At 66.8% G+C, this 24,130-nt stretch carries 14 protein-coding genes and 2 tRNA genes; 7 read left to right on the forward strand and 9 right to left on the reverse strand.

Going from position 1 to position 24,130, the window contains the following annotated elements:
* Positions 1 to 75 precede the first annotated feature (75 nt).
* The 3 genes from ABWW33_RS11120 to dinB all read right to left on the reverse strand — a co-directional run bounded on the left by ABWW33_RS11120 (position 76) and on the right by dinB (position 10,137).
* A complete protein-coding gene (locus ABWW33_RS11120; RefSeq protein WP_353401554.1) occupies positions 76 to 7,833 on the reverse strand; it encodes an SPM autocatalytic domain-containing protein in 7,758 nt (2,585 codons plus the stop codon).
* A 172-nt stretch (positions 7,834 to 8,005) separates the two neighbouring features.
* On the reverse strand, positions 8,006 to 8,902 hold the full coding sequence (locus ABWW33_RS11125; RefSeq protein ID WP_176653416.1) for a recombination-associated protein RdgC: 897 nt from the start codon (positions 8,900 to 8,902) through the stop codon (positions 8,006 to 8,008).
* Between the two features lie 83 nt (positions 8,903 to 8,985).
* Positions 8,986 to 10,137 carry a DNA polymerase IV gene (dinB, locus tag ABWW33_RS11130; RefSeq protein WP_176653415.1) on the reverse strand — a complete coding sequence of 384 codons (1,152 nt, stop codon included), beginning with the start codon at positions 10,135 to 10,137 and terminating at the stop codon, positions 8,986 to 8,988.
* Between the two features lie 115 nt (positions 10,138 to 10,252).
* Here dinB and ABWW33_RS11135 point away from each other — a divergent pair, with 115 nt between their 5' ends.
* Positions 10,253 to 11,077, forward strand: coding sequence for a substrate-binding periplasmic protein (locus tag ABWW33_RS11135; protein ID WP_353401557.1), 825 nt, complete (start codon positions 10,253 to 10,255; stop codon positions 11,075 to 11,077).
* Here ABWW33_RS11135 and ABWW33_RS11140 read toward each other — a convergent pair.
* A complete protein-coding gene (locus ABWW33_RS11140) occupies positions 11,074 to 12,384 on the reverse strand; it encodes an MFS transporter (protein ID WP_353401559.1) in 1,311 nt (436 codons plus the stop codon). The genes ABWW33_RS11135 and ABWW33_RS11140 overlap by 4 nt on opposite strands.
* 141 nt (positions 12,385 to 12,525) lie before the next feature.
* Here ABWW33_RS11140 and ABWW33_RS11145 point away from each other — a divergent pair.
* Together ABWW33_RS11145 and ABWW33_RS11150 are read left to right on the forward strand one after the other, a co-directional pair.
* Positions 12,526 to 12,601, forward strand: a tRNA-Val gene (locus ABWW33_RS11145).
* 22 nt (positions 12,602 to 12,623) lie between these two features.
* Positions 12,624 to 12,700: transfer RNA gene (locus ABWW33_RS11150), tRNA-Asp, on the forward strand.
* Between the two features lie 50 nt (positions 12,701 to 12,750).
* On the opposite strand, the gene ABWW33_RS11155 is transcribed toward ABWW33_RS11150, so the two are convergent.
* A complete protein-coding gene (locus ABWW33_RS11155) occupies positions 12,751 to 13,800 on the reverse strand; it encodes a Fic family protein (RefSeq protein WP_353401561.1) in 1,050 nt (349 codons plus the stop codon).
* A 69-nt stretch (positions 13,801 to 13,869) separates the two neighbouring features.
* Between ABWW33_RS11155 and ABWW33_RS11160 the strand changes: the two genes are divergently transcribed.
* From ABWW33_RS11160 to ABWW33_RS11175, 4 genes are all read left to right on the forward strand, one after another.
* The gene (locus tag ABWW33_RS11160) at positions 13,870 to 14,979 is read left to right on the forward strand and encodes a hypothetical protein (protein WP_353401563.1); all 1,110 of its coding nucleotides are present in this window, start codon (positions 13,870 to 13,872) and stop codon (positions 14,977 to 14,979) included.
* Positions 14,970 to 15,587 (forward strand): ABC transporter ATP-binding protein, encoded by a 618-nt coding sequence (locus ABWW33_RS11165; RefSeq protein ID WP_176653411.1) that lies wholly within the window; start codon positions 14,970 to 14,972, stop codon positions 15,585 to 15,587. The genes ABWW33_RS11160 and ABWW33_RS11165 overlap by 10 nt, the downstream gene beginning before the upstream one ends.
* A gap of 61 nt (positions 15,588 to 15,648) precedes the next feature.
* Positions 15,649 to 16,131 carry a cyclic nucleotide-binding domain-containing protein gene (locus tag ABWW33_RS11170; RefSeq protein ID WP_176653410.1) on the forward strand — a complete coding sequence of 161 codons (483 nt, stop codon included), beginning with the start codon at positions 15,649 to 15,651 and terminating at the stop codon, positions 16,129 to 16,131.
* The gene (locus tag ABWW33_RS11175; RefSeq protein ID WP_353401565.1) at positions 16,128 to 17,258 is read left to right on the forward strand and encodes an AI-2E family transporter; all 1,131 of its coding nucleotides are present in this window, start codon (positions 16,128 to 16,130) and stop codon (positions 17,256 to 17,258) included. The genes ABWW33_RS11170 and ABWW33_RS11175 overlap by 4 nt, the downstream gene beginning before the upstream one ends.
* 41 nt (positions 17,259 to 17,299) lie before the next feature.
* On the opposite strand, the gene ahpF is transcribed toward ABWW33_RS11175, so the two are convergent.
* The 4 genes from ahpF to ABWW33_RS11195 all read right to left on the reverse strand — a co-directional run bounded on the left by ahpF (position 17,300) and on the right by ABWW33_RS11195 (position 24,083).
* On the reverse strand, positions 17,300 to 18,898 hold the full coding sequence (gene ahpF, locus ABWW33_RS11180; protein ID WP_353401567.1) for an alkyl hydroperoxide reductase subunit F: 1,599 nt from the start codon (positions 18,896 to 18,898) through the stop codon (positions 17,300 to 17,302).
* Between the two features lie 99 nt (positions 18,899 to 18,997).
* The gene (ahpC, locus tag ABWW33_RS11185; protein ID WP_176653407.1) at positions 18,998 to 19,561 is read right to left on the reverse strand and encodes an alkyl hydroperoxide reductase subunit C; all 564 of its coding nucleotides are present in this window, start codon (positions 19,559 to 19,561) and stop codon (positions 18,998 to 19,000) included.
* 162 nt (positions 19,562 to 19,723) lie between these two features.
* Positions 19,724 to 22,537: an EAL domain-containing protein gene (locus ABWW33_RS11190; RefSeq protein WP_444550992.1), complete on the reverse strand. Its 2,814-nt coding sequence runs from the start codon at positions 22,535 to 22,537 to the stop codon at positions 19,724 to 19,726.
* A 136-nt stretch (positions 22,538 to 22,673) separates the two neighbouring features.
* Positions 22,674 to 24,083, reverse strand: a complete 1,410-nt coding sequence (locus ABWW33_RS11195; protein WP_176653406.1) for an RCC1 domain-containing protein — start codon at positions 24,081 to 24,083, stop codon at positions 22,674 to 22,676.
* Positions 24,084 to 24,130: the final 47 nt, after the last annotated feature.

Below are 24,130 nucleotides of genomic sequence, written 5' to 3' on the forward strand. Positions count from 1 at the left end.
GAAAAAGAAACATTTCGGAAAAAATAATGACGAAAAAAAGCCCGCCGTGGCGGGCTTTCCTGACCGGCGCCTGGCTTACTTCGGCGCCGCCAGCAACGCGTGGCTGGATGCGGCCTGCAAGGCTTTCAGGCGCAATGCCTCGCGGTCCGACTGCCCGGCCGACGCCGGCTGCCCGGCATCGCGGAACTGCTGCAGCACATCGGCCATGCGCGCGGCTTGGGCCGCCAGCACGCCCGGCTCGCCGCCGTCGAAGTTCAGGCCGCCGCGTGGCGCCTCCGCGGTGTCGCTGGCGAAGGCCGACAGCGCCTGCGCCATGCCGCTCACCTGCGCGCTCATGCCCTGCTTGAACCAGACGTCGGCCGCCGTATGCTGTCCGCCGTCGGCCGTGGTGTAGCTCGAGGTCAGGCCGATGATGTTGCCGTGGTCCACACTGCCGTCCGCCTGCACATCCAGGTTCAGGCTGGTGATGCGCAACTCGGCCAGCGTCTTCAGTTCGCCGGCCTGGCTGACGCCGTCCGCGTTGGCGTCGACCCACACGCGCAAATCGCCAAAGCCGCCGTCCAGCGCGCTGACCTTGCCGTCGTGGTTGCTGTCCAGCGCCGCCAGCGCTTCGTAGCCGTTGCCGGCGCTCGCGCCGCCGGCCAGTTTGGTGGCCGAGCCGAACAGTTCGCTGCCGTCGTTGATGACACCGTCGCCGTTGCGGTCCAGCGCCAGCAAGCCGTCGCCGGGTCCCACCCAGCCGGTGGCGCGCTGCTGGCCATTGGCGGCCAGGTCGAAGCGCACGCCGGCGTCCAGCCCCAGCGTTTGCACGCCGTTGCCGTCGAGGTCGAGCACCAGCGGCGTGACGAACGGCATGGCGTTCAGCTGCGCGGTGCTGAAGGCGGCTTTTTGCGCCGAGCTCAGACCGTTGTACTGGGCGCTCGACATCGCATGCGTCTGCGTCGTGGTCAGCGCCGACAGCTGCGCCGGCAGCATGCCCTGCATCTGCGTCGGCGACAGGGCGACGATCTGGCGCGTGACCAGGCCTGCAATGTCGCGCGTTTCAATCGCCGCCAGGTTGGCAACGGTCAGGTCGGCGATCACCGAGGTGGCCAGCGCGCCCAGCTGGGCCGACGACAGCGCCGCCACCTGCGCCGCCGTGAACTGGTCGCTGCTGCTGGCGTTCGGCAGCATGGCCGCCATCTGCGCCACGCTCAGCGCGGCGATCTGCGCCGTGCCGAGCGCCAGCAGCTGGTCGTCGTGCAGCGCGCGGATCACGCCGGTGTTCAGCGCGGCGATGTCGGCGGTGTCGATGGCGGCCATATCCGACGCCTGGATCTGCGACATTGCCGCCGAGCCGAGCGCGGCAAACTGTGTCGCAGTCAATGCACGCAGCTGGGCCGTCGTCATGTTGGCCAACAGGCTGCCGGCGGTCGCGTTCAGCTTCAGCGGATTGATCGCGGCCACGTTGGCGGTGCTGAGCGCCGCCACTTGCGTCCCGCTCAGGGTGTCCAACTGGGTGCTGCTCAGCGCCGCCATCTGCGCGGTGCCCAGCGCGGCCAACTGGTTCGATGTCAGCGCCAGTATCTGCTGGGTCTGGAGGCCGGCGATGGTCGCCGTTTTCAACGCGGCCACATCGGCCGTTTCCAGCGCCGCCACCACCGTCAGTTGCAGCGCGCCCAGCTGGGCGCTGGTCAGCGTCGCGGCCTGGGCCGTGGTGAGTGCCACCGCCTGCGCCGCGCTCAGGCCGGCCAGGGCGCTGGTGCGCAGCGCGGCGATCTGCGCCGTGCTCAGCGCCGAGATCAGCTCGGCATTGCTGCCCAGCGGATCCGATCCCAGCACCGACAGCTGCGCCGAGCTCAGTCCCGCCAGCGCCGTCGTGCTGAGCGCGCCGAGGTTGGCGGTGCTGATGGCTGCCACGTCGCCGGTCGACAACACCGCCAGTTGCTGCGAGCTCAGCGCGTGCACCTGCGCCGAACTGAAGCCGTTGATCTGCTGCGTGTTCAGCGCCGTCAGCTGCGCGCTCTTCAGCGTCGCCACCTGGGCCGTGGTCAGGCCGACCAGTTGCGACAGCGTCAATCCGCCAAACGAGGCCGAGGCCATGCCGCCCAGCGCGCCGGTACCGAGCACCGCGATGTCGCCGGCCGCGAGGCCCGCCAGCGCGTCGCTGGTCAGCGCACCGACCTGCACGCTGTTCAGCGCGGCGATCTGCGCGGTATTCATCGCCGAGACCTGGGCGCTGCTCAGCACCGCCACTTGCTGGCTCTGCAGCGCGGTGATCTGGCGCGTGTTCAGCGCGTTGAGCTGCGAACCGCTCAGGCTGGCAAACAGCGAGGCGGCGAGGCCGGCGACGGCCTGCTGGCTCAACGCGGCCAGGTTGGTGGTCGACAGGCCGACGATGGTCTGGCTGGCCAGCGCGCCGATTTGCAGGCTACTGAGCGCGCCGAACTGCGCGGTCGTCAGCGCACCCAGCTGGAGGCCGCTCAGCGCCGCCACCTGGTTGTTGTTCAGGGCCGCGATCGCGGCGGTCTTCAGCGCGGCCACGTCGGCCGCTTCCAGCGCGGCGATGTCGTTGGTGGACAATGCCGCCACCTGCGCGCTGCCCAGCGCGCCCGCCTGCGCGGTGCTGAGGGCGACGATCTGGCGCGTGCTCAGCCCGGCCAGCGCGGCGGTGCGCAGCGCGGCGATCTGCGCCGTCGTCAGTTGGTCGATATGGCTGGCGCCGCCGGCGTCCGTGCCCAGCACGGCCAGCTGGTCCGAGCTCAGCGCGGCGATCGCCGCCGTCTTCAGCGCGGCCAGGTTGGCGGTGTCGAGCGCGGCGAGCGCGGCGACGCTCAGATTGTCCAGCTGCTGCGAACCAAGCGCGGCCACTTGCGCGCTGGTCAACGTGCGGATCTGCGCGCTACCCAGGGAATTGAGCTGCAAGCTGTTGAGCCCGGCAATCTGGCGCGTGCCGAACGCCGCCGTCTGCGCCGTGTTCAGGGCAGTCATCTGCGCGGTGTCCAGCGCGGCCACGGCCGCCGTCGACAACGCAGCCATGACGGCCGTCTGCAGGCCGCTGATCGAACTGGCCGCCAGTCCGATCGTCTGCCGGCTGCCCAGCGCCGCCACCTGCGCGGTCGTCAATGCCGCCACCTGCTGCGAGGTCATCAGGCTGGTCTGCTGCGAGCTGAGCGCAGCGATCGCGCTGGTGCGCAGGGCACCGATGTCCTGCGATTCGAACATGAAGATCTGCAGCCATTGCAGCGAGGCCACCTGGGTGCTGCCCAAGGCGGCCGCCTGCGCGGTCGTCAGCGCCTTGATTTGCGGCGTATCCATTCCCTGCAGCGCGTTGGTGCTCAAGGCGGCGATCTGGGCGGTGCTCAATGAGGCGAACTGCCCGCTGCGGCCGTCGGCACCCAGCGCGGCCAACTGGTCCGAATTCAGCGCCGCAATCGCCGCCGTGCTCAGACCCGGCAGCGCGCGGCTGTCCAGCGCGGCCACGTCGTCGGTCGACAGGCCGCGGATTTGCCTGGAACCCAAGCCGCCCAGCTGCGCCGAACTGAAGGCGAGGATTTGCTGGGTGCCCATGGCGGCGATCTGGTCGCTGCCGAGCGCGGCCAGTTGCTGCGATCTCAGGCCGGCCAGCTGCTCCGCCGTCAGCCGCGATATGGTGGACGTCGGCAGCGCGCTGATCGCGCTGGTCGACAGCGCCGCCAGGTTGGCGGTCGACAGCCCCAGCAGCGTATCGCTGGACAGAGCGCCCAGCTGGCGACTGCTCAGCGACGCCAGTTGCCCGCTGGTCAAGGCGCCCAGCTGTACGCTGGTCAGCGACGCGATCTGGTCGGTGGACAGGCCGGCGATGGCGGCCGTGCGCAGCGCCGCCATATCGACCGCTTCCAGCGCGGCGATATCGGTGGTCGACAGCGCCGCCAGCTGCGCGCTGCCCAGCGCGGCCGCCTGGGCCGTGGTCAGCGCGACGATTTGCCGGGTACTCAAACCGGCCAGCGCGGCAGTGCGCAGCGAGGCGATTTGGGCGGTGGTCAAGTTGCCGATAAAGCTGGCGCCGCTGCCGGCCGGGTCGTTGCCCAGCACCGCCATCTGCGCCGAATCGAGGGCCGCCAGCGCAGTGGTCCTCAGCGCGCTCAGCACGCCCGTTTGCAGCGCGGCCAGATCGGCCAGCGACAGGTTGTCGATCTGCTGCGAACCGAGGGCACCGACCTGAAGCGACGTCAACGCATTGACCTGGCTGGTGCTCAGGCCGTTGAGCTGGTCGCTGTTCAGCGTGGCGACCTGGCGCGTGCTGAGCGCGGCGATCTGAGCCAGGCTCAGGCCGCTAAGCAGGCTGACCGGCATGGCGGCGATCACAGCCGTACTCAGGCTGCCGACATCGGCCGGCTGCAGGCCGGCGATGGCCGACGATTTCAGCGCCAGCACCTGGCTGCTGTTGAGCGCGGCCACCTGGACGCTGGTCAGCGCCGTCACCTGGGCGGCGTTGAACGCGGCCACCTGCGATGTGCTCAGTCCGGCCAGCGCGTTGCTGCGGATCGCGGCCAGGTCAGCCGTTTCCAGCGCGGCGATATCGTCGCTTGACAAAGCGATCAGTTGGGCGCTGGTCAGCGCCGCCGCCTGGGCGGTATTCAGGGCCGCCACCTGGGTGGTGGTCAGGCCAGCCAGCGCGGTGCTGCGCAGGGCCGCAATCTGCAGCGTGCTCATCTCGCCGATCTGGTTGCCGGACGAGCCGCCGCCGAGTCCGCTCAACTGATCCGAGCGCAGCGCGGCGATGGCCGAGGTGTTCAGGGCCTTCAACGCGGCGACGCTGAAGGCGGCGATATCGGCCGACGAGAGGCCTGCCACGTTGCGTGAGCTCAGGCCCGGCATTTGCAGTGCCACCATGCTGGCGACTTGGGCGGTGCTGAGCGCGGCCAGCTGGTCGCTGCCGAGGACCGCAACCTGCTGCGAGCTGAGACTGGAAATCTGGGTGCCGGTCAGCGGCGCGATCTGCGCGCTGGTCAGCGCGGCGGCATAGACGGTACCCAGCGCAGCCAGGTTGGCGGTGGCGAAGCCGGCCACGGCCGCCGTCGGCAGCGCGGCCAGCTGCGCGGCATTCAGCGCCTGGAATTGCGCGATCGTCATCACGGACAACTGCGCGCTGCCCAGCGCGGCAAGCTGGCTGGCGGTCAGTCCGTGGATCGCCGCAGTGGCGAGGGCGGCGAAGTCCAGCGGGTCCAGCGCACCGACCGCTTGCGCGCCCAGCGCCTGCACTTGCGCGCTGCCCAACGCGGCGACCTGGGTGGCAGTCAGCGCCACCGCCTCGGCGGTGGTCAGCCCGGTCAGCGCGGCGGTGCGTAATGCGGCGATCTGGGCGGTGTTCAAGGTCTGCACCTGGCCCGTGCCCAGCACGGCCAACTGGTCCGAATTGAGACCAACAATGGCGGCGGTGCGCAACCCGGGCAGGCTGGTGGCGTTGAGGGCGGCCACATCGGCCGTCGACAGGTTGGCCAGCTGCAGCGAACTGAGCGCGCCCAGTTGTGCCGACGTCAGGCTGTGGACTTGCGCGCTGCTCAGCGCGTTCAGTTGCGCGCTCGACAGGGCGGCGATCTGGCGCGTGCCCAGGCCGGCGATCTGCGTCGTATCCAGGTCGGCGAAAGCGGCGCTGCCCAGCGCGGCGATGGCGCCGGTGTTGAGCACGGCCAGGTCCTCGGCTTCCAGGCCGGCAAGGCCGGCGGAGCTGAGCGCAACAAACTGCCTGCTGCTCAGCGCGGCGATCTGGGCGGTGGTGAACGCCCGCACTTGCGCGCTACTCAGCGCGCCAATTTGCGAGGTCAGCAGGTTGCCGACGACATTGGTGCGCAAGGCCGCCACGTCGGCCGTTTCCAGCGCCGCCAGTTGCGCCGACGACAAGGCGTTCAGCTGGGCGCTGGTCAGCGTGTTGGCCTGCGCCGTGCTCAGCGCGGCGATCTGGGCGGTGCCCAGGCCGGCCAGCGCGGTGCTGCGCAGCGCCAGCACCTGGGCCGTGCTCAGTTGGGCGAACAGGCTGCCGTCGTCCCGTCCCAGCTCAGTGGCCTGGGACGACGTCAGCGCCGCAATGGCGCCGGTGCTCAGCGCCTTCAGCGCGGCGCTGCCCAGCGCGGCGAGATCGCCGGTCGACAGGCCGGCCACCTGGGCGGTGCCGAAGGCGCCGATTTGCGCGCTGGTCAGCGACTGCACCTGCAGACTGGTCAACGCCGCGACCTGCGCGCTGGTCATGGCGGCGAAGTGGCGCGTGCCGAGGCTGCCCAGCTGCGTGCTGCCCAGCGACGACAACAGCGCCGTTCCCAGCGCCGCAACGGCGGCCGGGCTCAATGCCGCGAGGTCGGCGCCCGGCAGGCCGGCGATCGATGCGGTGGACAAGGCAGCCACCTGCCTGCTGCTCAGCGCGGCGAATTCGGCGGTGGTGAGGGCGCCCAGCTGGCTGCTGCTCAGCGCCGCCATTTGCTGCGTGGTCAATCCGGTGATGGCGGCGGTTTTCAGCGCGGCCAGGTCAGCCGTTTCCACCGCGGCCAGTTGCGCCAGCGACAAGCTGCTCAGTTGCGCGCTGCTGAGCGCGGAAGCCTGCAGCGTCGACAGCGCCACCACCTGGTCGGTCGTCATGCCGGCCAGCGCCGCGGTCTTCACCGCGGCCAACTGGGCCGTGCCCAGCAGACTGATCTGATTGGTGGCGCCGGCGCCCAGCTGGGCGAACTGGTCGGACGTCAGCGCGCCAACGGCGGCCGTGCTCAGCGCCTTGATGCCGGCACTACTCAGCGCGGCCACGTCGGCGGTCGACAGGCCCAGCACCTGGCGCGAACCGAAGGCGCCGATCTGCAGTGAATTGAGGGCATGGACCTGGGCCGTGCCCAGCGCGGCGACCTGGTCGCTGCTGAGGACGATGATATGGCGCGTGCCGAAGCCGGCCAGTTGTGCCGTGCTCAGCCCGGCCATCAGCGCGGTGCCCAGCACCGGCACGGCCAGCGGATTGAGGACGGCCAGGTCGGCGCTCGGCAGGCCGGCGATGCTGGCGCTGGACATGGCGCCGATCTGGGCGCTGCTCAGCGCGGCGAATTCGCCGGTGGTCAGCGCACCCAGCTGGGTGCTGCCCAGCACCGCGATATTGCGGGTCGACAGCGCGGCCAGGGCCACGGTTTTCAGCGCGGCGAGATCGGCCGTTTCCATGGCCGCGATGGCGGCGGTGGTCAGCGCGCTCAGTTGCACGCCCGTCAGCGCCGCAGCCTGGGCGGTGCTCAGCGCCACGGCCTGGTCCGTGCTGAGCGCACCCAGCTGCGCCGTGCTCAGCGCGGCGACCTGCTGCGTGGTCAGCGCGGCGATGCCGCGGCTGCCGATGGCGGTCAGGTCGTCGGACGACAACGCGGCCAACTGGCGCGTGGCCAGCGACGCCAGTTGCCTGGTCGTCATCAGCGCCACCTGACCGGTCGACAGGCTGGCGAGATTGGCAGTGTTCAGCGCCGCCAGGTCGGCCGTCTCGAAGGCTGCGATGGCATCGGTGCTCAGTTGGGTAAATGCCTGGGTGCCCAGCGCGGCCACCTGCGCGGTGGTCAGCGCGGCGATCTGGCTGCTGATCAGTGCCCCCATCAGGCCGGAGGGCAATGCGCCGGCGGCGTTCAGCACGGCCGGCTTGAGCGCGGCGAAATCCTGCGTGGTCAGCACCGCGACATTGCTGGTAGCCAGGTAGGCCAGCTGCTGGCTGCTGAAAGTGGCAAGGTGATCGGTGCGCAGCGCCGGCACTTGCAGCGAATTCAGCGCGACGATGTCCTCGGTCGTCCACGCCAGAACGTCTTGTATGGTGAGATCGTTGGCGAGCTGCTGCGTGGTAAGCAGGGGGACGAACGTAGACATCGCGAGTTCCTATTTTGATAACACTAATCACTATAGCAGAATTCGCCTTAATTTCTACATGGCAACGAAATTATTTTCGGGTTTTATGTCCAAAATTACATGAAAAAAGCCGCAAAATCAAAGACTTTGCGGCATTCTTAACCAACAGGCAACGGCTGGGTTGGTATCTTGATCAGGCTTTCGCTTCGCCGCCCAGCGCCTCGACCACGTCGGCCATCAGCTTGGCCAGTTCCCCCGTCATCAGCATGAAATCGCCGTCGAAACGCTCTTCATCGTTCTTGGTGCTCGATTCCTTTTCGCTGATCACGTCCAGCGCCTTGACGCCCTTGATCGCCAGCGACTCGGTCAGCACGAAGGAGATCTTGCTGTCCCAGGTCATCGCCAGGCGCGTGCACTGCTTGCCGGCGGCGATATGGCGGCGCACTTCGTCCGCTTCCAGCGTGTGGCGCACATAGCGCACCGCCGCCTTGCTCTCGCCGGTGGCGCGCAGCTCGGTGTCCATGTCGACCGTGAAGCCGGACGGCGCATCGTCGGCCTGCAGCCACTCGGTCATCACGCCGACCGGCGAACGCTGCACGCGCAGGCTCTCCAGCGGCAGCTTGTCGACCGCCTTGAGCAGCAGCTTGATCACTTCGTCGGCCTTGGCCGGGCTGGCGGCGTCGACCACCAGCCAGCCGTTGACCGGATCGATCCAGGTCCAGACGTTGCTGCGGATCGAGAACGCGCGCGGCAACAGTTCGTCGGCGACGCGCTCCTTGAGCTCCTTCATGGCTTTCTTGCCCGGCGCAAAACCTTGCGCCTCTTCCATTTCGGCGGCGCGGGCCTTGGCGACCTGGTTGATGACGGTGTTCGGCAACAGTTTCTTCTCGGTGCCCAGCAGGATCAGCATCTGCTGGTTGACCACGTGCACCAGGCCGCCGTTAGGGCGCGGCGTGTCCCATCCCTGGCGCAGCAATTCATTGCTGGTGGCTGGCACGAAGGAGTGAGGAGCGAGCGCGGCTTCCAATTGTTCCGGGGTAAAGGCCCAAGGGGCCGGCAGACGGTAAATCTGAAGATTCTTGAACCACATGAGTATTTAGCCTTGTTTCAGTAATGCCAGGGGAGCGCCATTTTACACGCTGACGGCAGCGCCGGACCGATTGTGTTGCACAGCTAGGCGAACAATTCGCCTTGCCGGGGGGCTGGCGCCTGCGGGCCGGCGCCGGGCGGCTCCAGCGTGCTGGCGCGCACGCCCAGCAGGCGCAGCTTGCGTTGCAGCGGCACCCGCTTGAGGCATTCGCGCGCGGCCTGCAGGATGGCCGCGCCGTCGGCCACCGGCTGCGGCAAGGTGACGTTGCGGCTGACGATCTGGAAATCGTCGAAGCGCAGCTTGATGCTGATGGTGCGGCTGACGTAGCCTTTGCGCTTGAGATCGTCCGCCAGGCGGTCGCACAGCTTGGTCAGGATGGATGACAAGGCGTCGCGGTCCTGGCGCGCGTGCAGGTCGCGCTCGAAAGTGGTCTCGCGGCTGATCGACTTGCTTTCGGAGCTGGTGGAAATTTCGCGGTGGTCGACGCCGCGCGCGGCCTGCGCCAGCCAGGCCGCGTAATGGGCGCCGAAATGGTCCTGCAGCAGGCCGGCGTCGGCCTCGGCCAGCTGGCCGATGGTGGCGATGCCCAGCGCCGCCAGCTTCTCGGTGGCCTTGGGGCCGATGCCGTTGATCTTGCGCACGCCCAGCGGCCAGATGCGGGCCGGGATATCGTCGTAGCCGAGAACGGTCAGGCCGTTGGGCTTGTCCAGGTCGGAGCAGATCTTCGACAGCAGCTTGTTGGGGGTCACGCCGATCGAGCAGGTCAGGCCGGTGGCGTCGCGCACGGCCTGCTTGATGCGCTGCGCCAGCTCGCGCGTTTCGCCTTCGACGCGGGTCAGGTCGATATAGATTTCATCGATGCCGCGGTCCTCGAAATCGGGCGCGATGGCGGCCACGGCGTTTTTGAACAGCCGCGAATAATGGCGGTAGGCGTCGAAATTGACCGGCAGCAGGATCGCGTCGGGCGCCAGCTTGGCCGCCTTCATCATGCCCATCGCCGAGCCGACGCCCAGCGCGCGCGCCTCGTAGGTGGCCGTGGTGATCACGCCACGGCCGACGTAGTCGCGCAGCCGGGCGAAGCGGCGGCTGCCGTCGGCCTGCGGCACCGGCTGGGCGTCGCGGCCGCCGCCGATGACCACCGGCAAGCCGCGCAACTCCGGATAGGTGAGCAGCTCGACGGAGGCGTAAAACGCGTCCATGTCGAGGTGGGCGATGCGCCGAGGATCTTCTACCATGTGCCGAAATATCACTGTGAATGCATACAGTATCCACGGAAACATATCGCACCGCAAGTGGGCACGCCGTCCGCGGCCGATGTTACACTGAAGTAAATAAGCGCCCGTCACCGCCATGTACAGACACTTCGGACTCCCGCTGCTGTTCTTGTTCGCGCCCCTGGCCGCCGCCACGCCGGCGGCTTGTCCCGAGGCGCGCATCGGCATCAGCGACCTCGGCTATACCTCGTTCCGCAATGGCGAGGGCTACGGCGGCATCGCCGTCGATCTGGTCGGCGAGATCGAGCGCCGCACCGGCTGCCCCTTCCACGTCGTCTGGTACCCGCACAGCCGGCTGTTCGCGCAATTTCTCAGCGACCAGCTGCAGGTGACCGGCGCCGCCCTGCATACTGCCGAGCGCGACCGCCACGGCGTCTGGATACCCTACGCCTATTCCCAGTTCGAGCTGCTGCTGACCAATCAGAGCGGCGGCCCGTTCCACAGCCTGGCCGACTTCGTCGACAACAGCAGCGCGCGCCTGAACGTCAGCCGCGGCATCTCCTATCCGCCCAGGCTGCTCGCGCAGATGGACCGCCTGGCCAAGCTGGGGCGGCTGGAATACGTCAACGATTACGCCGTGGCGTTCCGCAAGATCCAGGCCGGCCGTGCCGACGGCATCCTGGCGCCGCGCACCATCCACCTGCTGCACCAGCGCCAGTTTCACCTGGTCGGCGCGATGACTGCGGCCACGCTGGAGGAATCGCCGCGCTCGGTGATCGGGCTGTACGTGTCCACCACGCTGGTCGGCGCGCCGACGCGACAGCGCTACATCGACGCCATCCGCGCGATGGTAGTCGACGGCACCGTGCAAAGCCTGTATGCGCGCTATCTCGGCGACGAGGTCGCCCGCGAGATCTTCAGCGGCGGCGTCGGCGGCATCCTCGATCTGATGCCTCGTTAGAGCGGCCGGCGCGCGGCCGCCAGCACCAGCACGGCGCCGGCCACCAGGCTGGCCGCCAGCAGGTAGATGCCGCTGGCCGTGCTGCCGGTCGCGTCCTTGATGGCGCCGACCAGGTAGGGGCTGGCGAAGCCGGCCAGGTTGCCGACCGAATTGATCAGCGCGATGCCGGCCGCCGCCGCCGCGCCGCCCAGCATGGCGGTCGGCAGGCTCCAGAAGATCGGGAAGGTGGTCAGGATGCCGGCCGTGGCGACGCTGAGCGCGGCCATCGCGACGACGGTGTTGTCGGCATACAAGGTGGCGCCGACCAGGCCCAGCGCGCCGGCCAGCGCGGCGGCGGCCGCATGCCAGCGCCGTTCGCCGCTGCGGTCCGAGTGGCGCGCGGCCAGCACCATGACCACGGCCGCGATGCCGTAGGGGACCGCCGTCAGCAGGCCGATATCGAACACGTCCTTGACGCCGCTGTTCTTGACCAGCTGCGGCAGCCAGAAGCTGACGCCGTACAAGCCCATGACGAACAGGAAGTACACCAGCGCCAGCAGCCATACCGTGCCGTTGGCTAACACCCGCGCCAGCGGCATGTGCCGCTGCGCCTTGCCGTCGTCGGCGATGGCGCGCTCCAGCAGCCGCTTGTCGTCCTCGCCCAGCCAGCTGGCGGAACGGATGCCGTCGTCCAGGTAGAACAGGGTCCAGATGCCGATCAGCACCGACGGCAAGCCCTCCAGCAGGAACAGCCATTGCCAGCCGCTCAGTCCGTAGCGGCCGGCGAACGCCGTCATGATCCAGCCCGACAGCGGCCCGCCGACCACGCCGGCCACCGCCACGCCGCTCATGAACAGCGCCACCATGCGCGCGCGGCGATGCGCCGGATACCAGTAGGTCAGGTACAGGATGATGCCGGGGAAGAAGCCCGCTTCGGCGGCGCCGAGCAGGAAGCGCAGCAGGTAGAACGTGGCCACGCTGTTGGCGAACATCAGCGCCGACGAGATCAGGCCCCAGCTGATCATGATGCGGGCGATCCAGATGCGCGCGCCGGTGCGCGTCATCAGCAGGTTGGAGGGCACCTCGAACAGGAAGTAGCCGATGAAGAAGATGCCGGCGCCGAGGCCGTAGACGGTGTCGCTGAAGCGCAGGTCGGCCAGCATCTGCAGCTTGGCGAAGCCGACGTTGACGCGGTCCAGGTAGGCGGCCACGTAGCACAGGAACAGGAAGGGCATCAGCCGCCAGCTGACGCGGCGGTACAGGGCATCGAGGTGGTCGCTGCGGTGCATGGCGTGGGTTTCCTTGTTGTGGTTCGTCGCGGCGCCCATGGTGACACCGCCGGGCCGGCTTGCGCAGCCATTTTTCAAATTATTTACAAAAACCCTTGCGGAATCGATAAACCAGCTTGTAGAATACGGCCTCGTTCAGCAGTTGCAACACAGTAGTGATGAAACGCTGATATGTTTTCTGGGTGCTTAGCTCAGTTGGTAGAGCGGCGCCCTTACAAGGCGTAGGTCGGGAGTTCGACCCTCTCAGCACCCACCAAGGAAAACAGACAAACGAATTTGGAGCGGTAGTTCAGTTGGTTAGAATACCGGCCTGTCACGCCGGGGGTCGCGGGTTCGAGTCCCGTCCGCTCCGCCAAATTCCTTTAAGGGCCCGATTCGTCGGGCCCTTAATCATTTCCGCTCCCGTTATTTCAATTCATACCAGGTACCGCGTCCGCTGCCGCGCTGGACCAATTGGCCGCGCTCGACCAGGTTTCGAAAATGCGGCTTCAAGGTGTTGCGATTACCCGCAGTGAGGCGGACCGCATCGGCCATCGTCACCCGTCCATGCTCGCGGACGAACTCCACTATCTGCAACGACAAGCCGGGTAATGCCGCCAGCACCATATGTTCCCGCTCTATCTTCTTCTCCAGCCGGCGTACTTGTTCGGCAAGAGAGCGCAGGAAGAACAACAGCCATGGCTGCCAATCTGGCGCATTACTGCGGATCGTGGCTTGGGTCTGCCTCAGGGCCACGTAATAGGCTTCCTTATTTGCTTCGATGACGCTTTCCAGCGAACTGTAGGGAACATAGGCATAGCCGGAGCGCAGCAGCAGCAAACTAGTCATTATGCGGCTGAGCCTCCCGTTACCATCTTGAAATGGATGGATCTCCAGGAAGACCACGGCGAAGATAGCGATCACCAGCAGAGGATGAAGTTTCGTACGACGCAACTCTTGCGCGGTCCATTCCACCAGTTCCCGCATCAGGCGCGGCGTGTCGAACGGTGTGGCCGTCTCGAACACAATGCCCAACTGCCTACCGTCCGCATCGAAAGCAGCCACGCTGTTGGCGCTGGTCTTGTACTCACCCCGATGCCGCTCATCCTTTTCGCTATAACGCAACAGCATCAGGTGCAACTGCTTGATGTGATTCTCGTTGACCAGCATGTCTTGCCAGGAGTGGAACACCACATCCATAAGCTCGGCATAGCCCGCCACCTCCTGCTCGTCGCGCGTGGCAAAGGACTTGATGTCGAGGTTGGACAGCAATTGCGCCACCTCGCGGTCAGATAGCCGGCTGCCTTCGATGCGGGTGGATGAGCCTATGCTCTCGATGGTGGCGACACGGCGCAGCGCGGATAGACGGTCTGGCGCAAGCCTGCCCAAAGCGCGCCAGGCGCCCTTGAATTCGTCGATCCGGGCAATCAGATTCAGGATCTCCGGCGTAATGTGCAGAGTATCTGTGCGCAGCATGTAACCGATAATACACCCATTTACACCCAATTAAGTCCTGGCTAATCTTGTGAGTGTTATCCTTCCCACATGATTGCTTTCCCTCCCTATCTGCGTTTCCGCACCCGCATGGCGCATCATGCGCTGGTGCGGTTCGCGGCCAGCCTGCAAAGTTCGCTTGAGTACATCCTGCTCGGTTTCGCGCCGGTGATGATCGGCTTGATCGCCTGTGTCGCGCTGCCGGGATTGTTCGCGGCGACGCAGCCATGGCCGCAGGCGCTGGGCCTGTTCGCCGGGCAGACGCTGCTGGCCAGCGCGCCGGTGTGGCTGCTGCGCAAGCGCCTGCTGCCGGCCGACGTGCTGCTGTGGAGCCGGCCGCTGCCGATTCCGCCGCGCGCGCAGTGGGGCGCCAACGCGGCGGTGGCCGGCATGCTGGTCGGCCCCTTGTCGCTGGCCTATGCCGTGTCCACCGCGATCTGGCTGTACCAGTGGCCGGACTGGCTGCGGCCGGTGGCGCCGCGGGCGCTGCTGCTGACCATCGCCTCGCTGCTGCTGGCCTGGATCATCTCGACGCTGACCTTGGCCTGGCGCGCCCGCCTGCCGGCCGCGCGCAAGCCCGGCCCGGCGCGGCCCGTGCCGACTGCCTACCTGCCGCGCCGGCGCGGCACCACGGCTTTTTATTACTGGCGCCAGCTATTCTGGCTGCCGTTCTGGCGCGCGGAGAATGTGATCGGCATGCAGCAGACCGTGCTGCTGCTGGCCTCCCTGCTCAGCATCGGCGTCTGGCTATGGCATCCGCCCGTCGTGCCGCCGGCGCTGTGGGGCCTGTGCGCGGCGCTGACGCTGATGCTGCTGACCGACCGCGGCGACAAGGCGGTGGCCGAACAAATCCTGCTGCTGCGCCCGGTCGCCGGCGCCTGGCCGATCAATGCGGAACGGCTGTTCCGCCGCGCCATGCTGTTCGCGCTGCTGCCCGGCCTGTGCGTGCTGGCCTGGTTCGCGCTGCTGACGCTGGGCCACGCCGGCCGCGCAACCAGCGCCGGCTACAGCACCACCGTCGCCACCGTCTGGCTGTGCTTTGCCGCCATCGCGCAGATCGCCGTGGTCTCGCTGCGGCGCCTGAGCGTTCGCGGCCGCGTCGGCCTGGTCATCGGCGCCATCGTCATCCTCACCGCCATCGGAAGCGAACTATGGAATTGAAACCCGTGCTCAGCATGGAAAAACTGAGCTTCGAATACACCAGCCATCCGCTGTTCCGCCAGTTCGACCTGCGCCTGGGCGCCGGCATCACCTGGCTGCGCGGCGAAAACGGCGCCGGCAAGACCACGCTGCTGAAACTGGCCGGCGGCGCGCTGACGCCGCATGCCGGCACCATCACGCTGGACCAGCTGGAGATCCGCGCCCAGCCGCTGGCCTACCGCCTGCAGTGCTACTACTGCGGCGGCGACACGCCGCAGCTGCCGTGGCTGACCTTGCGCGAGATGCTGGACCTGCATCTGTCGCTCTATCCCAACACCGACCCGGCGCCGCTGAACGCCGAACTGCGCGCCTTCCACCTGCTGCACGCGCTGGACCAGCCGGTCACCACGCTGTCGCTGGGCCAGCACAAGAAGATGCAGCTGTCGCTGGCGCTGGCCTTGCCGGTGCGGCTGCTGCTGATCGACGAGCCCTTCAACGGCCTCGACGCCGACGCCATGGCCTACCTGCGCGAGCAACTGGCGGCGCCCGGGCGCCTGGCCCGCCAGTGCATCCTGCTGACCAGCCACCTGGACCCGGCGTTGCCGCTGGCCGCTACCGTGCAACTTTAAGTTATCATGGGAACGATAAAAGCTGAGCCGGCCCGGCCCACGTTCCCTGCACGGAGTTCCCTTGATCTTTGGTTTCCTCAAATCGCCCGAGTTGTCGCCGCGTTTGCTGCGCCTGAAGGAATCGGCGCTGTTCGCCACGCTGACGCCGCTTGAACTGAAGATCGTCGACGGCCTGATGCACGAACGCCGCTACCTGGCCGACGAAATCATCTTCGACGAGGGCGAGGAAGGGCAGGCGCTGTACCTGGTGATGTCCGGCCGGGTGATCATCAGCCGCCAGTTCGGCGCCACGCGCGAAGTGGTGACCGAACTGTCGCCCGGCGCCTTCTTCGGCGACCTGGCATTGCTGGACAACTCGCCGCGCAACGCCCAGACCCGCGCGCTGGACAACTGCGAGCTGGCGGTCTTCTTCCGCGCCGACTTCATGGGCCTGATGGAGACCGACGCCGTCATCGGCTACAAGATCGCGCTGGCCCTGGCGCGCCACATCGGCAGCCGGCTGCGCGACTGGATGACCGGCAAGCCGCAAGTCGAGGCCTTATGAACCTGCTGCCCACCCAGCAGCGCGCCGGCCCGGTGGTGTGGAGCGGCATCATCGCCGCCACCTGCATGCTGCTGTTCCTGCTGCAGCAGATGCTGTTCCTGGCGATTCCCTTCCTGCTGGGCATCGTGCTGTACTACATCCTGCAGCCGCCGATGCAGCGCCTGATCCGCATGGGCGTCAGCCACAATGCCGCCACGCTGATCGTCGGCGGCGTGTTCGTGCTGCTGCTGGTGAGCGCGATCCTGGTGGCGGTGTTCTGGGACTTCGGCCCGTCCTCCGACCCGTGGCAGGAAATGCTGGGCAAATACATGACCGGCGGCCTCGAGTTCGTGCGCCACACGATGCTGGCGCTCGAGCGGCAATTCCCCATCCTCAAGGAGATCAAGCTGGCCCGGACGGTCAACAGCCGCGTCAGCGCGTTCACCGGCAGCTTCGTGCAGAAGCACCTGACCGATATCCTGGTGTCGGTGGCGGCCTGGCTGCCGTCGCTGCTGCTGGCGCCGTTCCTGACCTTCTTCTTCCTGCGCGACGGCCTGCGCTTCAAGAAGTTCCTCGCGCGCGCGGTGCCGAACGCCTTCTTTGAAAGAACGCTGTGCCTGCTGCACGAGGTCGACCAGACCGCGCACCGCTATTTCCAGGGCCTGATCAAGCTGACCATCCTCGACACCGCCGTGCTGGCGCTGGGCCTGTGGGCGATCGGCGTGTCGTCGCCGCTGGTGCTGGGGCTGATCGCGGCGATGCTGGCGTGGGTGCCGTACGTCGGCTCCATCGTCGGCTGCGTGCTGGTGGTGATGGTGGCCTCGACCGACGCGCCGTCCGATCCGTCGGTGGCCTACCTGGCCATTTGCGTGTTCATCCTGGTGCGGCTGCTGGACGATTTCGTGTTCATGCCGCTGACCCTGGGCCGCAGCCTGCACATCCATCCGCTGATCACCGTGCTGATGATCTTCATCGGCGGCTCGGTGGCCGGCGTGGCCGGGCTGATGCTGGTGCTGCCGCTGCTGGGCGTGGTGATGGTGATCGGCGAAACCATCGGCAAGCTGATCACCGACGCGCGCCTGCGCGCGCGCCACCGCAACGCCATGGCCCTGCGCGCCAAGCAGGCCAGCGCCGACCTCGTCATATAAAAAAGGGCCGCTGAGAGCGGCCCTTTTCGCACTGCCGGCGCTTACGCCGTCATCGCCTGCTGCTGGGCCGACTCGGCCACCACTTCCTCGTCGTCCGAGCGGATCAGGTGATCGAAGGCCGACAGCGCCGCCTTGGCACCGTCGCCGGTGGCGATGATGATCTGCTTGAACGGCACCGTGGTGACGTCGCCGGCGGCAAACACGCCCGGCACCGAGGTCTGGCCGCGCGCGTCGACTTCGATCTCGCCGTGGCGCGACAGGGCCACCGTGCCTTTCAGCCATTCGGTATTGGGCACCAGGCCGATCTGCACGAACACGCCTTCCAGCTCGACCTTGTGCGACACGCCGCTGTTGCGGTCGGTGTAGCTCAGGCCGTTGACGATCTTGCCGTCGCCGTGGATCTCGGTGGTTTGCGCCGAGGTGATCACGGTGACATTCTTCAGGCTGTGCAGCTTGCGTTGCAGCACCGCGTCGGCGCGCAGTTCCGCGCCGAACTCGATCAGCGTCACATGCTTGACCAGGCCGGCCAGGTCGATCGCCGCCTCGACGCCGGAATTGCCGCCGCCAATCACCGACACGCGCTTGCCCTTGAACAGCGGGCCGTCGCAGTGCGGGCAGTAGGCCACACCGTGGTTGCGGTATTCCTTCTCGCCCGGCACGTTGATTTCGCGCCAGCGGGCGCCGGTGGCCACAATCACCGACTTGGCCTTGAGCACGGCGCCGGAAGCGGTCTGTACCTCGACCAGCTTACCGACCGGCACCAGCTTGCTGGCGCGCTGCGTGTTCATGATGTCGACGTCGTATTCCTTGACGTGCTGCTCCAGCGCGATCGCGAATTTCGGGCCGTCGGTTTCCTTGACCGAGATGAAGTTCTCGATCGCCAGGGTATCCAGCACCTGGCCGCCGAAACGCTCGGCCAGCACGCCGGTCTTGATGCCCTTGCGGGCGGCGTAGATGGCCGCGGCCGCGCCGGCGGGGCCGCCGCCGACGATCAGCACGTCGAACACGTCTTTCTTGCTCAGCTCGGCCGCCTGGCGCACGCCGGCGTTGGTGTCGAGCTTGGCGAGGATTTCCTCGACGTTGGTGCGGCCCTGGCCGAAGTGCTCGCCGTTCAGGAACATCATCGGCACGGCCATGATCTGGCGCTCCTCGACTTCTTTCGGGAACACGCCGCCGTCGATGGTGGTGACCTTGATGCGCGGGTTAATCACCGACATCGCGTTGAGCGCCTGCACAACTTCCGGGCAGTTGTGGCAGGTCAGCGAGATGAAGGTTTCGAAGCTGTAATCGCCTTCCAGGTTGCGGATCTGCTCGATCACGGCGTCGTCGAATTTGATGGTGTGGCCGCCGACCTGCAGCAGCGCCAGCACCAGCGAAGTGAATTCATGGCCCATCGGCACGCCGGCGAAACGCACGCCGATGTCGGTGCCTGGGCGGTTGATGCTGAACGACGGTTTGCGTTCGGCGTCGTCGGCGCGCTTGACCAGCGTGATCTTGTCGCTCAACAGGACGATTTCCTGGAGCAGTTCTTCCATCTCGCGGGCTTTGGCGCTGTCATCGAGAGAGGCGACAATCTCAATCGGCTGTACCACTTTTTCCAGGTAAGCCTTCAACTGGGTTTTGAGAGTTGCGTCTAACATGATTTTTTCCTTTTCTACAAATATTTAGGCGTATGCCGGGCCGGACGCCCGGACCGGCATCGCGGTAACTACTTGTGTGCTGCAGTCTTGTTCAAAGACTTAGATCTTGCCGACCAGGTCCAGCGATGGGGTCAGGGTAGCTGCGCCCTCGGTCCATTTAGCTGGGCAAACTTCGCCTGGGTGCGATGCCACGTACAGCGCTGCCTTGACCTTGCGCAGCAGTTCGGAAGCGTCGCGGCCGATGCCGTTGTCATGCACTTCCAGCACTTTGATCTTGCCTTCTGGATTGATGACGAAGGTGCCACGGTAGGCCAGGCCTTCTTCTTCGATCATCACTTCGAAGTTGCGCGACAGGGTGCCGGTCGGGTCGCCGATCAGCGGATAGTTCACTTTCTTGATCGCGTCCGAGGTGTCGTGCCATGCTTTGTGGGCGAAGTGGGTGTCGGTCGATACGCCGTACACGTCCACGCCCAGCTTGGCGAATTCAGGCTGGTGATCGGCCAGGTCTTCCAGTTCGGTCGGGCACACGAAGGTGAAGTCGGCTGGGTAGAACATCAAGACGGACCACTTGCCCTTCAGGGACTCGTCGCTCACGTCGATGAACTTGCCGTTTGCGTATGCGGTTGCCTTGAATGGTTTGATTTGGGTATTGATCAGAGACATTGTGGTTTCCTCGTTGGGTTGTGAATCATTGAGACGCCAGTGTAAGGCGTTTTGACTCATTTGCGAAATTGATTGTTCCAATAGTTTCAATACGTTTTAACTATTGATAGCGCAAAGAGATAGCTATTATCTCCGTTCCGGGCGAAAAAAGAGGGATGCTGCTCAGTTGAGCGGCGGCTGGGCCCTCAGCAGCGCGTCGAATTGCTCGGCGGGCATGGGGCGGGCGAACAGGTAGCCCTGGCCGTAGTCGCAGCCGGCGGCGGCCAGCAGGTCGCGCTGTTCCGGCGTTTCCACCCCTTCGGCGATCACCCGCAGGCCCAGCTTGTGGGCCATGACGATGATCGCGTCCGACAGGGCCATGTCGCTGGAATCGGGCGCCAGGTTGCGGGTGAAGCTGCGGTCGATCTTCAGGTAGTCGATGTCGAACTTCTTCAGGTAGGACAGCGACGAGTAGCCGGTGCCGAAATCGTCCAGCGCCACCTGGATGCCGGCGTCGCGCAGCTGCAGCAGCTTGTTGCTGACCGCCGTGTTGGCGTCCAGCAGCAAGCCTTCGGTGATCTCCACCACCACCGACTGTCCCGGCAGGTCCAGCGTGCGCAGGTGCTGCAGCCAGGCGTCGTAGGAACCGTCCTCGCGCTGGAACTCCAGCGGCGACTGGTTGACGCTGACCTGGAACGCCGGATGGTGCTCCTGCCGCCAGCGCTTGACCCACAGCACCGATTCGCGGAACACCCATTCGCCGATGTCGATGATCAGGCCGCTGGCCTCGGCCAAGGGAATGAATTCCAGCGGACTGACGACGCCGCGCTGCGGGTGGTTCCAGCGTATCAGCGCCTCGGCCTTGTGGATGCGGCCGGTCCTCAGGTGCACGATGGGCTGGAAATACAGTTCGAACTGCTTGCCCTTGAGCGCGCCGCGCAGGTCGTTGGTCAGGCGCATGCGGTTCAGCGCGGCCACCTGCAAGGTCGGCGTGAAATAGCTGAAGCGGTTGCGGCCGGCGCCCTTGGCCGCGTACATGGCCTGGTCGGCGTGCTTGAGCAGGTCGTCGATGTCGAGCGCGTCGTCCGGGTACAGCGTGATGCCGATGCTGGCCGAGACGAAGGCCTGCTCCTGGCCCAGCTCGAACGGCTGCAGCAGGCTGTCGATGATGTTCTGCGCGATGGTCTCGACCCGCTCGCCGCCATCGTGGCCCAGCTCCGACAGGATCACCGTGAACTCGTCGCCGCCCAGCCGCGCCACCGTGTCCGACTTGCGCACGCAGGCGCCGATGCGGCGCGCCGCGTCGACCAGCAGGATGTCGCCCTGGTGGTGGCCCAGCGTGTCGTTGACTTCCTTGAAGTGGTCGAGGTCGATGAACAGGATGGCGATGCGCGACTTGTCGCGCTGGCTCTTGAGCATGTCGTGCGCCAGCCGGTCGTGGAACATGCGGCGGTTCGGCAGCTGCGTCAAGGTGTCGAAATTGGCCTGTTGCCAGATCAGCGTCTCGCTCTGCTTCTTGGCCGTCACGTCCTCGATCATGCACAGGTGGTGCGGATGGCTGCCCTGCTCGGTCTCGATGGCGGTGATCGACACTTCGATCCAGGTCATGCCGCCGTCCGGACGGAACAGCCGGCTGGTGACCTTGAAGTTGTCGATCTGCTGCGCCGTCAGCAGCGCCATCTGCGCCTTGACCTGGCCCACGTCCTCCGGGTGGCCCACCTCCAGCCATTTCATCGCGCTCAGCTCCTGCTGCGAGCGGCCGACGATTTCCTGGTAGCGCGGGTTGATGTCGCGGTATTCATAGGTGATCGAATCGATCAGCGCGATGCCCAGCGGCGACGCCTCGAACATGGTGCGGAAACGCTGCTCGCCCTTGCGGATCGCCTCCAGCGCGCGCTTGCGTTCGCGCGCCAGCAGGCTGAAGTGGATCGCCGCGCCCAGCACCAGCAGCAGCGCGGCCACGCCCAGCACGCGGTACAGCCACAGCAGGCTGGTGCGGCCGTTGTCGAGGTTGTACATGAAGCCGTCGAAATTGGCCTGCCGGGGCAGCAGGCCCAGCCCGGCGTACACGTCGGCGATGTGGCGCCAGCGCTCCGGGTTCATGTAGCCGATTTCCACCAGCACCGGCTGCACCAGCGGCACCATCTGGCGCGCCTCGTACAGCAGGTGCTGGCGGTCGTTGCGGCGCGAATACTTGGTGAGGATCAGGTCGGCCGCCTCCTCCTGGTGGCTCATCGCCCATTGCCAGCCGCGCATGCTGGCGGCGCGGAAGGCGCGCGCCCGCGCCGGATGGTTGGCGATCTCGTGCTCGCTGGTGAACAGGTTGTCGCCGTAGAAATCGATGCCCACCGCGCGCGGACTGTAGATATCGTAGGGGAAGCCGACGCGGTCGAAGATGTCCGGCTCGTTGGTGGTGAACACCGCCATCGCATCGACCTTGCCGCTGACCAGGTCGTCCGGATTGAAACTGGGCTCGACGCGCTGGTAGCTGGTGGGCGGCACGCCTTCCTTGAGCAGGTAGGCCAGCAGTTCGTCGGCGCTGCTCAATTCGTCGGTCAGCGAGCCGACCATCGCGCGCTTGCCGATCAGGCGGCGGATGTCCGGGTCGGCGGCGGTCTGGCGCATCGCCAGCGCGTACGGCGAATGCTGGAAGATGACGCCCAGCACCACCACCGGCTTGCCGGCCAGCCGCGCCAGCAGCAGGCCGCTGCTGCCGACGCCGTACTCGGCCTTGCCGGCGATGACGTCGCGCTCCGGCTGGTTGCCGTCGCTGCCTTCGAGGATGCGCACGTCCAGCCCCGCCTCGCGGTAATAGCCCTGCTCCAGCGCGGCGTAGTAGCCGGCGAACTGGAACTGGTGCGCGTGCTTGAGCTGCAAGGTGACTTTTTCCTGCGCGCCGGCGGCGCCGGCCACGCCCAGCAGCAGCGCCAGCCATACCGCGCCGCCACGGCGCGGGGCCGGAGTGATCAAAGCGAAGGCAACATCGCGTAATCGCACCGAGGGTCCCGAGGGAAATGAACTGGATATAGTGTAGCTGTTTCAGCCCGGAAATCGTGACTCTCCGCCATCGGCCACGCGCAAAAAGCAACGGACGGCCAGGCTTGCGCCTGCCGTCCGCCGTATGGGTCCCGGGCTAGTTGGGGATGCTGACCGGGACCGGCTGCTGGGCGTTGCCGCCGTTGCCCAGCTGGCCCTCGGCGTTGCGGCCCCAGCCCCACAGCGAGTTGTCCGAGCGCAGGCCGAAGCTGTGCGCGGCGCCAGAGCTGACCGAGATCCAGGTGGTCGCCGTACCGATCTGCACCGGCGTCGGGGTGTCCGGGCCGCCGTTGCCGAGCTGGCTTTCGGCATTGCTGCCCCAGCCCCACAGCTGGCCGTCGCGGGTCACCGCCATGGTGTGCGCGGTGCCGGCAGAGACCACCGCCCAGTTGTTGGCGACGCCGATCTGCACCGGCGCCGACACATTGGCCGAACCGTTGTTACCGAGCTGGCCGCTGGCGTTGTTGCCCCAGGCGTAGAGGGAGCCGTCGGCGCGGATCGCCACCGAATGCAGGCTGCCGGCCGACACCGACGACCAGGTCGATGAACCGAGCTTGGCCGGCGCCGAGATATCCACCAGGCCGCCGTTGCCGACCTGGCCGCTGCCGTTGCCGCCCCAGCCGTACAGATTCTGCGTGTCCTTCTGGATGCCCAGCGAATGGGTGTCGCCGGCGGCTACCGTTTGCCACAGCGTGGTGCCGATCTTGGTCGGCACCAGCCGGTCGATGGTGGTGGTGTCGCCCAGCTGGCCGTTGAAGTTGCGGCCCCAGGCGTACAGCGCGCCGCTGGTCTTGATCGCGAACGCGTGGCCCTTGCCGGCGGCGACGAAGGCCCAGTCGGTGTCCTTGCCGATCTTGGCCGGCGTGGCGTGGTCGACCGTGGTGCCGTCGCCCAGGCGGCCGTTCTGGTTGAAGCCCCACGACCAGATGGTGCCGTCGGTGCGCAGCGCCACGACGAACTGCTCGCCCACCGCCACCTGCTTCCAGATCGTGCTGCCGCCGGATACCAGCACCGGCGTGTTGCGGTCCAGGCTGGTGCTGTCGCCCAGCTGGCCGCGGATGTTCGAGCCCCAGCTGTACAGGTTGCCGTCGGCCTTGCGGGCGATGGTCTGCAGGCCGCCGGCCACGACGTTGGTCCACGGCGCGATCACGCTCAGCGTGACGCTGCCGGAGATGCCGTCCTGGGTCGCGGTGAAGGTGTCGCTGCCGACCGCCTTGGCGGTCACCACGCCGCTGGAGAAGATGCTCGCCACCGCGCCCGTGCCCTTGAAGGTCCAGACCACGCCGCTGGCCGTGTTCAGCGCCTTGGTGCTGTTGTCCGAATAGGTGCCGGTGGCCGTCAGCGTCTGGCTGGTGCCGATCGGCATGGTCGAGTTGGCCGCCGTGACGGTGATGGATTTCAACACCGGCACCGACGGCGTCGAGGAACCGCCGCCACCGCCGCCGCAGGCCGCCAGCACGGCGAACAGGGGAGCCAGCAACAGGGACGAGAATTTAAAATTTTTCATGATCTTCCAGTTCACAGAATGAGGTCTGCGGAGCAATCAGTGTAGCC

Origin of the sequence: Duganella hordei, from assembly GCF_040369125.1 — a bacterium.
In the GTDB taxonomy this organism is placed as follows: Bacteria; Pseudomonadota; Gammaproteobacteria; order Burkholderiales; family Burkholderiaceae_D; genus Rugamonas; species Rugamonas hordei.

What these genes read in the sequence shown, in the direction of transcription:
- ABWW33_RS11155 (WP_353401561.1), bottom strand. Translation starts at nt 13,800, where the DNA reads ATGCTGCGCACAGATACTCTGCACATTACGCCGGAGATCCTGAATCTG.
- ABWW33_RS11120 (WP_353401554.1), bottom strand. Translation starts at nt 7,833, where the DNA reads ATGTCTACGTTCGTCCCCCTGCTTACCACGCAGCAGCTCGCCAACGAT.
- ABWW33_RS11175 (WP_353401565.1), top strand. Translation starts at nt 16,128, where the DNA reads ATGAACCTGCTGCCCACCCAGCAGCGCGCCGGCCCGGTGGTGTGGAGC.
- ABWW33_RS11135 (WP_353401557.1), top strand. Translation starts at nt 10,253, where the DNA reads ATGTACAGACACTTCGGACTCCCGCTGCTGTTCTTGTTCGCGCCCCTG.
- ABWW33_RS11125 (WP_176653416.1), bottom strand. Translation starts at nt 8,902, where the DNA reads ATGTGGTTCAAGAATCTTCAGATTTACCGTCTGCCGGCCCCTTGGGCC.
- dinB (WP_176653415.1), bottom strand. Translation starts at nt 10,137, where the DNA reads ATGGTAGAAGATCCTCGGCGCATCGCCCACCTCGACATGGACGCGTTT.
- ABWW33_RS11165 (WP_176653411.1), top strand. Translation starts at nt 14,970, where the DNA reads ATGGAATTGAAACCCGTGCTCAGCATGGAAAAACTGAGCTTCGAATAC.
- ahpC (WP_176653407.1), bottom strand. Translation starts at nt 19,561, where the DNA reads ATGTCTCTGATCAATACCCAAATCAAACCATTCAAGGCAACCGCATAC.
- ABWW33_RS11160 (WP_353401563.1), top strand. Translation starts at nt 13,870, where the DNA reads ATGATTGCTTTCCCTCCCTATCTGCGTTTCCGCACCCGCATGGCGCAT.
- ABWW33_RS11140 (WP_353401559.1), bottom strand. Translation starts at nt 12,384, where the DNA reads ATGGGCGCCGCGACGAACCACAACAAGGAAACCCACGCCATGCACCGC.
- ahpF (WP_353401567.1), bottom strand. Translation starts at nt 18,898, where the DNA reads ATGTTAGACGCAACTCTCAAAACCCAGTTGAAGGCTTACCTGGAAAAA.
- ABWW33_RS11195 (WP_176653406.1), bottom strand. Translation starts at nt 24,083, where the DNA reads ATGAAAAATTTTAAATTCTCGTCCCTGTTGCTGGCTCCCCTGTTCGCC.